The organism is Acinetobacter sp. AS167, from assembly GCF_037152175.1.
Classification (GTDB): Bacteria; Pseudomonadota; Gammaproteobacteria; order Pseudomonadales; family Moraxellaceae; genus Acinetobacter.
The window spans coordinates 159,934-172,973 of record NZ_JBBCMP010000006.1; the positions used below are offsets into that span (position 1 = coordinate 159,934).

General features: G+C 37.7%; 9 protein-coding genes and 1 tRNA gene. 5 read left to right on the forward strand and 5 right to left on the reverse strand.

Annotated elements, in window-relative coordinates:
- Window positions 1–65 precede the first annotated feature (65 nt).
- A complete protein-coding gene (locus WFN33_RS12235) occupies window positions 66–1,235 on the forward strand; it encodes a nucleotide sugar dehydrogenase (RefSeq protein ID WP_336953408.1) in 1,170 nt (389 codons plus the stop codon).
- Window positions 1,232–2,254, forward strand: coding sequence for an NAD-dependent epimerase (locus tag WFN33_RS12240; protein ID WP_336953409.1), 1,023 nt, complete (start codon window positions 1,232–1,234; stop codon window positions 2,252–2,254). The genes WFN33_RS12235 and WFN33_RS12240 overlap by 4 nt, the downstream gene beginning before the upstream one ends.
- Window positions 2,255–2,376: 122 nt before the next feature.
- Here WFN33_RS12240 and WFN33_RS12245 read toward each other — a convergent pair whose 3' ends face one another.
- The 5 genes from WFN33_RS12245 to WFN33_RS12265 all read right to left on the reverse strand — a co-directional run bounded on the left by WFN33_RS12245 (window position 2,377) and on the right by WFN33_RS12265 (window position 9,533).
- Window positions 2,377–3,303, reverse strand: a complete 927-nt coding sequence (locus tag WFN33_RS12245; protein ID WP_004723137.1) for a branched-chain amino acid transaminase — start codon at window positions 3,301–3,303, stop codon at window positions 2,377–2,379.
- A 26-nt stretch (window positions 3,304–3,329) separates the two neighbouring features.
- Window positions 3,330–6,080 (reverse strand): bifunctional [glutamate--ammonia ligase]-adenylyl-L-tyrosine phosphorylase/[glutamate--ammonia-ligase] adenylyltransferase, encoded by a 2,751-nt coding sequence (gene glnE, locus WFN33_RS12250; protein ID WP_336953410.1) that lies wholly within the window; start codon window positions 6,078–6,080, stop codon window positions 3,330–3,332.
- A 138-nt stretch (window positions 6,081–6,218) separates the two neighbouring features.
- On the reverse strand, window positions 6,219–7,496 hold the full coding sequence (locus WFN33_RS12255; protein WP_336953411.1) for a sensor histidine kinase: 1,278 nt from the start codon (window positions 7,494–7,496) through the stop codon (window positions 6,219–6,221).
- A gap of 440 nt (window positions 7,497–7,936) precedes the next feature.
- Window positions 7,937–8,908 carry an aspartyl/asparaginyl beta-hydroxylase domain-containing protein gene (locus WFN33_RS12260; protein ID WP_336953412.1) on the reverse strand — a complete coding sequence of 324 codons (972 nt, stop codon included), beginning with the start codon at window positions 8,906–8,908 and terminating at the stop codon, window positions 7,937–7,939.
- 538 nt (window positions 8,909–9,446) lie between these two features.
- A tRNA-Leu gene (locus WFN33_RS12265) sits at window positions 9,447–9,533 on the reverse strand.
- Window positions 9,534–9,717: 184 nt separating this feature from the next.
- On the opposite strand from WFN33_RS12265, the gene queA reads away from it, so the two are divergent.
- From queA to WFN33_RS12280, 3 genes are all read left to right on the forward strand, one after another.
- Window positions 9,718–10,755 carry a tRNA preQ1(34) S-adenosylmethionine ribosyltransferase-isomerase QueA gene (gene queA / locus WFN33_RS12270; protein WP_336953455.1) on the forward strand — a complete coding sequence of 346 codons (1,038 nt, stop codon included), beginning with the start codon at window positions 9,718–9,720 and terminating at the stop codon, window positions 10,753–10,755.
- Window positions 10,756–10,902: 147 nt separating this feature from the next.
- A complete protein-coding gene (locus WFN33_RS12275; protein WP_336953413.1) occupies window positions 10,903–11,925 on the forward strand; it encodes a hypothetical protein in 1,023 nt (340 codons plus the stop codon).
- 88 nt (window positions 11,926–12,013) lie between these two features.
- Complete coding sequence (locus tag WFN33_RS12280; RefSeq protein ID WP_336953414.1) at window positions 12,014–13,039, forward strand: hypothetical protein; 1,026 nt, start codon at window positions 12,014–12,016, stop codon at window positions 13,037–13,039.
- The last annotated feature ends 1 nt before the right edge of the window (window position 13,040 follow it).

Below are 13,040 nucleotides of genomic sequence, written 5' to 3' on the forward strand. Positions count from 1 at the left end.
TTTGAATGAATGCGCTGTGAAATTGAATACAACTTTTGCAAGCACATTTTCTATATTAGGTTTTTATGAAAATAGCAGTCGCTGGAACAGGTTACGTTGGCTTATCCAATTCAATGATATTTGCACAACATCATGAAGTTGTTGCAGTAGATATTTTAGAATCTAAGGTTAACTTGCTCAACAATAAAATATCGCCCATTCAAGATGCGGATATTTCATTATTTTTAAAAGAAAAATCATTAAATTTTACAGCTACGACAAATTACCAAGCAGCGTATTGCAATGCAGATTTTGTGATTATTGCAACACCAACGGATTACGACACCAAAACCAATTATTTTAATACGCAAAGTGTCGAAAGCGTAGTTCAGCAAGTCTTAGAGGTCAACCCCAATGCAGTGATGGTGATTAAATCAACTGTCCCTGTCGGCTTCACCAAGAGTTTAAAAGAAAAATTTCACACTGAAAATATTATTTTTTCTCCAGAATTTTTACGGGAAGGAAAGGCATTGCATGACAATTTATACCCTTCCCGCATTATTGTTGGGGAAAAATCTGATCGGGCAAAACTGTTTGCTGACTTATTGATCGAAGGGGCCATCAAAAAAGACAGCCCTGTTTTATTTACCGATTCAACTGAAGCTGAAGCAATTAAGTTATTTGCCAATACCTATCTCGCTATGCGCGTTGCCTATTTCAATGAACTGGATACCTATGCGCAAATTTTTGGCTTAGACACTCATCAAATTATTGATGGTGTTTGTTTAGATCAACGTATTGGTAATCACTATAATAATCCATCATTTGGTTATGGTGGCTATTGCCTACCCAAAGACACCAAACAACTTTTAGCCAACTATAATCACGTTCCAAGTAATTTGATTCAAGCCATTGTTGACTCAAACAGCACGCGTAAAGACTTTATTGCAGACTCGGTGATTGCACGTAACCCCAATAAAGTTGGTATTTATCGCCTAGTGATGAAAAGTGGTTCAGATAATTTTAGAGCGTCCGCAATCCAAGGTGTGATGAAACGCATCAAAGCCAAGGGTATTGAAGTGATTGTCTATGAACCGACTTTACAAGAGGACCAGTTCTTTAAGTCCAAAGTCGTCAATGATTTAGTACAATTTAAACAGCAAAGTGACGTGATTATTGCCAATCGGGTTTCTAATGACTTAAGTGATGTATTAGATAAAGTCTATACACGAGATATTTTCGGAGCAGATGAATGAAAGTCCTCGTCACAGGTGCAGCAGGTTTTATTGGCTTCAATGTTGCAAAAAAACTTTTAGAACGTGGTGATGATGTTGTTGGCTTTGACAATATGAATGATTACTATGACCCCGCATTAAAACAAGCCCGATTAGCGGTTCTCAAAGATACGGCGGCACAAACCCAGCAAATATTCACTTTTATTCATGCCAATCTTGCCGATAAAGCAATCGTTGATCAATGTTTTCAAGATCATCAATTTGATCGGGTGATTCATTTGGCTGCACAAGCTGGTGTCCGTTACTCATTAGAAAATCCATTGAGCTATGTCGAAAGTAATTTAATTGGCTTTACCAATATTATTGAAGCATGCCGTTATGCCAAAACACCACATTTAACTTATGCCAGTACCAGTAGTGTTTATGGTGCAAATACCACCATGCCATTTAGTGAAAAACATGGCGTTAACCATCCTGTACAGTTCTATGCTGCAACGAAACGTGCCAATGAACTCATGGCGCACAGTTATAGCCATCTCTTCAATTTACCAACAACAGGCTTACGCTTTTTTACTGTCTATGGTCCTTGGGGCCGTCCAGACATGGCTTTGTTTAAGTTCACCAAGAACATTATTGAAGACCAACCTATTCCTGTTTTCAATCACGGCAACCATACCCGTGACTTCACTTTTATTTCAGATATTGTGGAAGGTGTGATTCGTTCAAGTGATCAAATTGCGCAACCTGATCCAAATTGGAACAGCAAAAATCCTGATCCATCGACCAGTTATGCGCCTTTCCGTATTTTCAATATCGGCAACAACAATCCAGTAAAATTGATTGAATATATTCATGCTATTGAAAAAGCCTTAGGCAAAGAAGCAATTTTAGAATTACTTCCATTACAACCAGGTGATGTGCCGGATACTTTTGCGGATAGCAGTGCTTTAGAACAGATGGTCGGATACAAACCATCGGTCTCTGTTGAAGATGGTGTTAAACAATTCGTAGATTGGTATCGAGATTTTTATCAAGTTTAATTAAGGCTTTTATTTAGTTTAAAGCTAAATTTTAGCCTTGGAATTTTTTTTCAATTATTACAACAGCCAGATCTAAGCAAAAAAAGGATTCCTCTAGGAATCCTTTTTTTGCATGCAGCCACTTATTTTACATAAGTCAGCCAATGTGCATATTTTGGATCTTTACCTTGAACAGCATCAAAGAATGCTTTCTGAATCTTCTCAGTAATCGGACCACGAGCGCCTGAACCAATTTCACGATCATCATATTCACGGATCGGCGTCACTTCAGCAGCAGTCCCAGTAAAGAATGCTTCATCACCAATATAGAATTCATCACGGGTAATACGACGTTCAACAACTTCAATCCCCATATCTTTCGCAATGGTGATAATCGTTTGACGCGTAATCCCATCCAATGCCCCGCCAGCAATATCTGGTGTATGTAATACACCATCTTTTACTAAGAATACATTTTCACCTGAACCTTGGCATACATACCCTTGAGGGTCCATAAGCATTGCTTCATCATAACCAGAATGTGCCACTTCTTGGTGTGCAAGAATAGACAAAGTATAGTTACCTGAAGCCTTGGCTTTACACATGGTCACGTTAGGGTGATGGTGCGTAAATGATGAGGTTTTAACACGAATACCTTTCGCCATTGCTTCATCGCCAAGGTAAGCACCCCAGCTCCATGCAGCAACTGTCGCATGAATGGTATTATCAGTTGCAGCGATACCTAATTTTTCCGAACCAATGAAAATAATTGGGCGTAAATAGCATGACGCCAATTTATTTTCACGGACAACATCAATTTGAGCTTGTTCAAGAGTTGCTTGATCAAATGGAACTTTCATTTGATAAATTTTTGCAGAATTTAACAAACGTTTTGTATGGTCTTGGAGACGGAAAATCGCAGTACCGTTAGGTGTTTCATAAGCACGGACACCCTCAAAAACACCCATACTATAATGTAATGTATGAGTTAAGACGTGAATTTTAGCTTCACGCCAATCAACCATTTGTCCATCTTGCCAAATAAAACCATCACGATCAGCCAAATTCATGGCGCACACTCCAAATTTTTACACAATTATTCACTTTCCAAAGCGAAACTCGCTGTTGGATCAATTAATCTTTGCCATAACTTGCAAACGACCTCTCGGGTATCGTGCCAATCCGCAGCACTCACTTGCATATTATGATTTGCAAGTGCCAAACGGTGGCTCTCGGCGCGTTCACTGAGATAAGCTTGAATCAATGCGGATACATCGTCGCTGGATAAGCAACCTGCCTTTGCGGCATCTTCAAGGATTCGTACGTTGTCGGAATAATGGGCGAGATCAGGATTCGTCCCACTCCAGGCTAATACGACATACTGTGCCATAAATTCGATGTCAACGATACCTCCTGCATCCTGTTTTAGATGAAAAATTCCATCTTTTTTCTGATCTTTTGAGGAACCCAAATGATCTTTCATCTTCTGACGCATGTTCAGGACTTCTTTGCGAACTGTCTCTTCTTCTCTTGGTAATGTGAGAACCCTACAACGTAATTCTTCAAATTTTGCTCTTAAGCTTTGCTCACCTGCAATTGAGCGTGCTCGAACAATTGCTTGATGTTCCCACAACCAGGCACTTTTGAGTTGATACTGTTCAAATGCCTTTAAACTGGTGACCAATAAGCCTGCTTCACCAGAAGGGCGTAAACGGGTATCAATTTCATAGACTCGACCATCTAAAGTTTGTGTGGTCATCAGAGACATAAATTTTTGCGCAACACGCATGGCAAATTCAAAGCCACTAATGGCCTTTTGACCATCAGTATCTGCTTGTTCATCCATATAATGAATAAAAACTAGATCGAGGTCTGAACCATAGCCTAGCTCAATGCCCCCTACTTTGCCATAACCAATCACAGCATAGGCCATATGGTCTAATGAACAACGCAGGCCTTCTGCATCGACAGGATAACCATGACGCTTAGCAACTGTCTGATAAGCCAAGTTTAATGTTGCAATCACAGAAACTTCTGCAATATCTGTTAAAGCATCCGAAACTTTCATCAACGGGCTTTCTGCCAGCACATCGCTTGCAGCAACGGTAAGCACATTGGATTTTTTAAATAAGCGCAATACTCGCATTTGATCTTCAACTTGATCGATTTCAATACGCAGTAATTGCTGGCGGAGCGAATCTTCCAAATAATCTCGTCGAGGCAGTTCAAAATCCATGGATAAAAACTCATCCAGAAGAACAGGATAATGAGTCAACTCCTCACAAATCCACGGACTAACTGTCGCCATTTTGACCAAACGTTGCAACGCCCCTTTGCTTTCAATCAACATCACCAAATACACGGTACGGCGCATTACAGATTCGACCAACGGCATCAATCGCATTAAAGCCACTTGCGGACTATTCGACTGTAGGACTGCTTCAACCAAATGCGGCCAAAATTCTTTTAAACGCTGTACAGCTTTAGCAGGCAGTTTCTTGATTGCATGACCATACCAAAACTCATGAATCAGATTTTGTGCATTACGGTCTAAGATCTCATTGAGCTGGCTTTCCAACTGACTAAAACTTTCAATCGGAGAATCAAGTCCTTTTTCTTTAATCAAATGCTCAAATTGGAAAGTCACCTTGCTGCGCTTTTGGTTGAGAAAATCAATAAAAGCAGCCCAATCATCAAAACCCAAGGTATCAATTATTCGCTGACGAAGTTCAGGTTCTGTAGGTAAAGATTGTGTTTGCTGGTCATTCAAGGCTTGAATAGCATGCTCTACACGTCGTAAAAATAGATAAGCCTCTTCAAGATCCTCAACGGATTGATGATCGAGTAATCCCGCCTCACCCAAATGTTTTAGGCTAACAAGGCATTGGCGGTCTTGTAACTCTAATTTTGCTCCGCCATAAATCAGCTGAAAAACCTGCACAATAAATTCAACTTCACGAATACCACCTGCGCCCAGCTTAATATCGTCTGCAATGTTACGCCGAGCCACCTCACGTTCAATCATGGCTTTCATTTCACGCATGGCTTCAAAAGCGGTGTAATCTACATATTTACGAAAAACGAATGGGCGGGTCATATCCAATAAACTATCACCGTCTTGTCCACCTGTGATAATACGCGCCTTAATCCATGCATAACGTTCCCACTCGCGCCCATGCTGACTTAAATATTTTTCTAAAGCCACATGACTTATTGCCAGTGCTGAACCATCCCCCCAAGGACGTAGACGCATATCCACACGAAATACAAAACCATCTGCAGTAATATGATCTAATAAATAGATCAGCTTTTGCCCCCACAAGATGCAAAATTGCTGTACATCAATACACTTACGACCATTGCTTTCTCCTTGCTCATCAAAGGCAAAAATCAGGTCAATATCACTAGATAAGTTCAGCTCTTGTGCCCCAAGCTTGCCCATCCCAATGACGATCAAATCTTGAAGCTTGCCGTTATAACCTATCGGTTCGCCATGTTTTGCCAGCAAAGGAATCCGAGCAAAATCTTTTGCTGCAATGATACAGGCATCTGCAAAATCAGACAGTTCTCGTGTCAACTTCACCACATTGGTCAGTTGGTTAGCATCTTGCCAAATCCAACGAAACATTAAGCGTGCACGAAGAATACGTAAGACTTTCATCCACGTATTTTCATCTTGAATATTGACTAAATGATCGTAAACGAGTTGTTGAATTTGTGCTGTACTGAGCGATTGTTGAAATTGATCAATTGCATAATCATGTTCTAAAGTGGCTTGATGTAGACTTAATACTTGTTCTGCATACTGACTTGCATGTAATGTTTTTTGCAATTGCTCAATGTTCATTGAAAAGCCTGTACTTATGTTTTATCAGCTTATTTATAGCAGTTTGCTTTACATTTAGGGAGGTTTTTGTACTTTTCTTAAAAAACAAAGCTCAAAAAACCACCACTCACAATCAATCTAAATTATTCAAATATAAAATTATGAAATTTTTATTTTATCTTGCTTGATTTCAGGACAAACCAAAGCTTGATGGGTATTTTTTGCAGCAGGTAAAGCAACAATAAAAGTCGTTCCCTCACCTGTTTTAGAGCTTACTGAGATTTTTCCATGATTGAGATCCACAAACCGTTTACATAGAACCAGCCCTAATCCTGTTCCTCGCTCCCCAATCGTACCTTTTATACTGGCTTTGATCTGTGGTTCAAACAGCTGCTCAATTTGCGACTGAGTCATTCCCAAACCAGTATCATGAATAATAATTTCTATATCTTTTCCTATTGGGTGCGCAACAATGGAAACTTTTCCAGAACCATCAGTACGGGTAAACTTCAAGGCATTCGAAACCAAATTCTGAATCACCGAGGTCACCATATTCATATCTGCAAAAACACTTAAATCTTCAGCAACATTTTCAATCAGTTGTATATTTTTATTCACTGCCAAAGGCTTAAGCACATCGTAAACAATCTTTGTGGTCTGTTTTAATTTAAAATTAATTGGGTGATAAACAAAGCGCCCACCTTCTGCCATCGCCCAATTGAGTAAGTTTTCAAGTAAGGAATAGGTCGATTGCAAGGTATCGTGCAAATAATCTGCAATATCCTGTACACCTTCTTCACTCAAAGTTTCACGCTCGTTTGCTAAGACATCTGAGAAGCCAATCAATCCATGAAAAGGCGCACGTAAATCATGAGCAATAACTTGGAAAAACTTAGTTTTACTAAAATTTAAAGCGCGTTCTTGTTCATATAACTCATAGTAATCTTGGGATTCAGATTTACGCTCTAAGATCGTCACCAAACCTAAGCTAAGTTCTTCTAATAAAGCCTGTTGCTTGCTTGTAAATGTTGTTTTTTTATTATCATAGAAATAAACATGTGCAATAGAGTCGTTATCTTCTAACTTAAAATCGTAGCACAATAAACGTTGGTGTTTTATCCCAATTTCAACCATATATTGTGAGAATTTTTCATAATTTTTATGCATTTCTGAAATGATGCACTGATTGCCAAAATATGGTGATAAGCTCAATTTACAAGCAATAGATGCTGCTTTAAAATCACTACTTTCATCGGCAACCCAAATATAAGGTTCATTATGAAAAGTAAAAAAAGCATTTTCTACATTGAGAACAGCACGAGCTACACGTAAATAACGTTCAATTTTATTGTCTGTGGTATAAACACCTAAAATCAACGATAGTTGACAAGCACTAAGCTGTTCAGTCTGATGAGCTTCTAAGAATTCTAATTTCATGTTTACCTCATTTGCACTTTCAGTTAACACGCTAGTTATTTAAATCGCCAACGTTTAAATATCAACTTCTTCCAAACACATACAAACTTGAAAACATCGCTTTAGAGAAACACTTACAAATGTTCACATAAAACAATATAACAGCAATACAATCAAATAAAAACAATGGGATGAAATTTTCGATAAATTTCACATTTTATTTAACATGCACAATCAGTTACTGCTTTATATATTTTTATGATTTAAATAGAAAAAACCAAGCTTTTGATAAAAACCTCTAATTTAAATCATCGCAATCAAACCATAAAGTATTTATCAAGCTATTGGCATGTATAAGTGACAGAGAGGTTGCAAAGATCAAAGACAAAATAGCGAAATTCAGCAACAACTTTACTAAAGTTATCTCTCAAATGATTGAGGAAATGAGTTATTTTAATCCCTTAAAAAAGCATTTCGAAAAAATAGATCATCCCATACAAGACGATAAAAATGATGGATAGCAGGCTCATATTTAAAATGAATTTGAGTATTTTATAAGTTTTGAAATGCTTTTCACGAAATTGTATTGAATACTGTCTAAATGGTGCAAAAAATTTAAAAATAGCACTATACACCCCTCTTTTATCTTCAGGTGTATTTGGAACAACAGTACCTTTAACAAGAATACGATAAGCGCTGTTAAAAATTCGTCCAAATATGTTCATTGGACGATCAACATCACACATCAGAATCAATCGCGCTGAATTCGCTGTATTATATGCAAAATGTGGATATGTTTCATCAAAGACAAAGTCTTTACCATTGAACCAAGTACTAGTTTGTCCATCAATATTAATTTGACAAGTTTCAGAGTTAGGCGTCACCAAACCGAGATGATACCTAAAGCTACTAGCAATCGGATCAGCGTGTAAGCTCAGTTCAGAACCCGCCGGTAACAGTGAAAACATGGCACCTCGAATAGCAGGAACTTGATTAAGTAACTCCAATGTCTTAGGACATAATCTTTGCGCAGAAACATGCGTTGTTCCGTACCATTTTAAGTAAAATTTACTCCAACCACGTTTGTAAAAAGTGCGAAAACCAACATCATAATAACCGTCTGCTCCAGGTGTCTTGATCACTTCAAATATACCCGATGACTCTAATGCTATTGCTTCATCTCTAATAATTATCCAATTGGCTCTAAGTACTTCAATATTTTCTAAAAAGTCAGCATCTAATATTGGCTTTTTTGCAAAGCTGCGTGTCGTCATATACAGAACACAATTAAATGGTGCAAATATAGGCCAACTTTTTCTTAAATATTGTGAGAGTGAGTCATAACGTACATTTCCTCGCCAACGGTATACATAAGTCATGGCTGCTATCGAATACACGATTAAACCAATGATGATCATAATACTTAGATTCATTATAATTTTACTCCGATTATGATTTCTGAATCCCCATGATGTGTCCTTGATTTTCCTTAAATAAAGCCAATCTTCTTTGCTGAACAACCTGCATAAAGATCATTTAGATATTTTTCGAAATAGCGAGAAAAAATAAAATAGTTTCAAATTATTTAAAATACTTTTAACTATAATTAATTAATTTTCTTATAGGCAAGAAATATGTACACCTTTGGTTAAGTTTTAAATGATTGAAATTAAAAATTTTAACTGTTGTTGTTAAGTGATCAGGCGCTATTTCTCGCATACTGATACTTGTTATAAAAATGCGTCATTAAAGAGGGAGCGATGGAACACTAGAAATTACGTAATTTTAATTAAACATCGAAACCATCATTTAAATGCCAATCTATTAATTGGTCCATACTGATCAAAATCAGTTTTTTTCTTTTTAAAGCACTCATGTTCTTATTTGATTTCTTAAGTTCTGATAGCACCAATTTCAAACAATAAAAAAAGCCCTCAAGTCTAAATATGCTTGAAGGCTTTTCATAATATATGGTCCCGAGGGTCGGACTCGAACCGACACGTCATCGCTGACAGTGGATTTTGAGTCCACCGCGTCTACCAATTTCACCACCTCGGGAGAGGTTGTGTGCGTATAATAGCGCGTTTCATTTTCTTGTCAACGACAAGTTTTCACATTTGTTTAATTTTAAGGCAGATCTGGTTTTTTTGGATTATAAAACATCAATTTCAGCCATTAATTTGAAAAACGACTATACTAGCGGCAGTTTTTAAATCCCAAATGTCAGTTTTTCTTCCTCATGATGCAACTCTCCGATTTTAATTTCGAACTTCCCGACGAACTCATTGCGCGCTACCCACTTGAAACACGTAGCGCTTCTCGCCTTTTACATCTCAATGCAGAGGGTTCATACCAAGATCTTCACTTCACCGATGTTTTTGATTTATTCAATGAAGGTGATTTATTGGTACTCAATGATACCAAAGTGATGAAAGCACGTTTAAAAGGTAAACGCGCCTCTGGTGGTGCTATTGAAGTTTTGGTTGAACGTATTTTTGATCAGACCATTGCACATTGTCATATCAAAGCCAGTAATTCGCCTAAAGCAGGTGCTGAGTTATTTATTGGCAAAGATGAAGTTAAAGTGACGGTAACAGGGCGTCATGAAAACTTATTTGTGGTGGAATTTTCTCAGCCTATTTTGCAAGTTTTAGATTTATACGGACAACTACCTATTCCGCCTTACTTTAACCGTGAAGCAGAAGCCATTGACACAGAACGCTATCAAACCGTGTTTAACGATCCAACCAAATTGGCAAGCGTAGCAGCACCGACAGCAAGTTTGCATTTCGACCAAGCCCTATTAGAAAAATTAGAGCAAAAAGGCGTAAATAAAGCTTTTGTAACCTTGCATGTGGGTGCTGGAACATTCTTACCAGTACGCACAGATCAGATCGAAAATCACATCATGCACAGTGAATGGTGTGATGTGCCTGAAGCAACTGCAAAATTGATTCAAGAAACCAAAGCACGTGGCAACAAAGTAATTGCCGTCGGAACGACAGCAACACGTGCCTTAGAAAGTGCAGCGCAAGCGTCTGGGGGAAAAATTGCCGCATGGACAGGCGATACACAAATCTTTATCTATCCAGGGTATCAGTTCTGTGTGGTTGATCGCTTGATCACCAACTTTCATTTACCAGAATCTACCTTGTTAATGTTGGTATCTGCATTATCCAACCGTGACAATATTATGAACGCATATCAACATGCTGTTGCAAGCAAATATCGTTTCTTTAGTTATGGCGATGCAATGTTGATTGAAAACGCAAATGGCTAAGGTCTAACGAAGCGCAACCTATTTAAAAGTTATTGCTTAGTCAGACTACCAATATGCAAAGTGTGGTTTAAACACGACACTTTGCATTCAAAATCATTTTTTCGTTACAATCAGGCATCTAAGCACTTGCCACAATAATGAATAAAGATGAATGATTTACTCACAAAAATTCAAAATGCTTTTAGCCAACAACACGCCAACAATGGCAAGACTCAGCACAATATACATGCGATCAATCAGTTACTCTCATCAAATCAAGATTTTGAACAGATCATTACAAGCTTAAAGAATTGGCAAGATGATCCGAGTCTGTCTATTCAAAATTATACTTTTTGGCTTTTTATCGCGATTGCGATTGGCTTATTTGTACTGGCTATTTTTACCCACCCGATACTCTTACTAGCAACAGTCGCTAGTGTGGCTTTTGCTTTCTATAAGCGCACTTCGACAAAAGCCCTCAATCAATTGATTGAGGATACTCATCAAAAGAACCTAGAAGTGAAATATCAAATTCGCTTCTATCCCAATGCCTTTGATGAAAATATTGAGTCTCCCTATAATTTCCCGTTATTTGGTTTAGGGGATCATGAAAATACCATTGGTCATTGCATTTATGGCGCTTGGCAGATCAACAGTATCAACTATCCATATATGCTGTTTAATTATCATTATGTGGATGAAGTCGAAACTCGTGATTCAGACGGTAAGAAAAAGATTGAATATCGTCATTATGATTTATGGGGGATCATCCTAGAGAACTTCCCTGCTCAAGGTATCAGCATTTCATCTAAACAAAATCGAGCCTGCCGTCTTGGCGTAAAATGGTCGAGTGGGGATATTCGTTTCGACAATCAGTACCAATTAAGTGGTACAAATGAAATGCAACTTGCCAAATTTTTCACACCAAATCATGTATTAATGCTTGAACAAGCCATGACTTATTTTAAAGGTGATTTTTATGTTCAAGTCCAGCGCCCTACTTTGTGCTGGCTGTTTAAAACGGATATTACCAAACCGCAGATGCAAGTCGATAAAGTTCAAACTGTACATGATTTAGCTGCACAACTTGAAAGTATGAACATGCCTAATTATGAACAGCTAAAAGATTCAATGATCACAATTCTACAAGAAATCCAACCCCATTATGAGACAAATAAAGTTGAACAATAAACAATTTACTTTGTCGATACAATAATTTATCGCATACTTATCAATCTGGAATTTGAACTTTAATATCCTTTAATCATGATGATTTGCCATGCCTATAGAAACCGTTGAGCGATTACTTCACCTACGTACAAGAAAAAATAAACATGTGATGCGCAATATCGCTCGGCTTTGGGAAATTGGACAACAGGCTCAATCTGCACAAGATATTTTAGATGGGTTACATCCGTGGGGAGAATGTAGAGAATTATTTTTTCATAACCTCATCCCCAGACTGCTATTTATGATTGGGGTAATGACTGCACTTTTTGGTTGGCTGATTCATCACTATATTCCCTATCCACTGAGCCTATTAGCAGCCTTGTTATGCTGTTTTGGTGCTTATTTAATTTATGAGCAAAGCGATCCAATTGATGAAGTCATCAATTTTTTAGAACAGCGCATGATGTTTCTCCGCTACGAATTAGATTTCAATAAAACTCCAAGTCATATCTCCACAACAAGCAATACCTTTTTGGTCATGAGCAAGTTAAAACAAAGTTTTCCATTGTTTTCGCAAGGCAATGTGTTGAACGAGATTGAACAATTTGCATCCACCAAATGGTTTGATGGTGAACAAGAACATCATGTGATGTTGTTTCAGTATCATTATGTCGATGAGTTTTCACTGCCCAATACTCAGGGTGAAAAACAGAAAATTAAGGAAACCCATAAAAACCACTGGGGCGCTTTTATTTTTCAATTACCCGCCCTCGGCTTTGCTGCCAGTAATAAACACCATGAATTTATTCCGCCCTATACCCAAATATGGAAAACTGCGGATATTCTGGTCAATCAAAATTTATATATTTTTGGCTATGATCAACATCAACTTGCCCGTACCATTAGTCCAAGTATCACCTTAAAATTAAGTGATTTTTTTCAACACTATTCAGGTGATATTGTTTATCATTTTGAAGAAAATATGCTGTGCTATATGGGAGATCAAGATCTCTTTCGCATTCGTCGTAAAAAACAAAAGCTTCAGGATATTTCAGCACTTCGTGGACATTTAAGAACATTAACCATGCCTGAATATGAAAAATTTAAACAGTGCATGCTAAACTTGATTTCATAAA